Annotated in this window: 1 protein-coding gene; it reads right to left on the bottom strand. The window is 68.5% G+C overall.

What is annotated here, in order from left to right; all coding sequences use genetic code 11:
• Positions 1-28 precede the first annotated feature (28 nt).
• A partial coding sequence (locus AC3EQ1_RS31290) for a transposase (protein ID WP_432097680.1) occupies positions 29-868 on the bottom strand: 840 nt, incomplete at its 5' end.

Genomic DNA, 868 nt, shown 5'->3' with positions numbered 1-868 from the left:
GGGTCAGACACCCCATGTCGTTGGAGTGTCAAGCGGGCTGGGGGTAGGCGTGGTGTGACCACGCGGTTGCTTCGTCGTAGGTGGTGCGGGTTTTGAGGCAGCCGTGGAGGATGCCGACGAGGCGATTGCCGAGTTGGCGGAGCGCGGGGTTGTAGCCGACTTCGCGGGCTCGTTGTTTGTCGTAGTAGCGGCGGGCTCCGGGTGAGGCGCGCAGCGCGCAGAAGGCTTGGGTCTGGAGCGCGTCGGCCAGGCGGTTGTTGCGGACGTAGCGGGCCTGGACTGTGTGGCTCTTGCCGGAGGCGCGGGTGACGGGGCTGGTCCCGGCATAGTTCTTGCGCGCCTTCGCGGAGGCGTAACGGGCGGGGTCGTCTCCGAACTCGGCGAGCACCCGGGCTCCGGTGATCTCCCCGATGCCGGGCATCGAGAGGTAGATCTCAGCGTCCGGGTGCTTCAGAAAATGTGCCTTCACCTGCTCTTCCAACGCGGCGATCTGTTCGTTCAGCGCGATGATCAGTCGCGCGTGAGCAGTCGCAGTGGCCGCGTAGGCGGCTGTGACCGGCTCCGGCAGGGCGAGCTGCCGCTCACGCAGCGCGGCCTGGATGGTGGCCGCCTTCGCCTCGCGGTTGCGTCGGCGATGCCGGGCCAGGACGGCCGTGATCTGCGTGCGGGTCAATTTTGCCGCCGCGGTCGGAGCAGGGGCCTTGATCAGCAGTTCCAGTGCGTCGGTGCTGGTCAGGGCGAGGTCGGCGTAGGCGGCCAGGGCGGCGGGGAAGTACTCGCGCAGCGTGCTGCGAAGCCGCTGGAAGGTGCGGGTGCGTTCCCAGATCAGACTCTGGTGGGCGCGGGCAACGACCTTGACGGCCTGGGC

It is taken from the genome of Streptomyces sp. bgisy100, assembly GCF_057709105.1.
The sequence above is the reverse complement of the archived record's forward strand: the minus strand, read 5'-3'. Positions and strand labels throughout refer to the sequence as shown.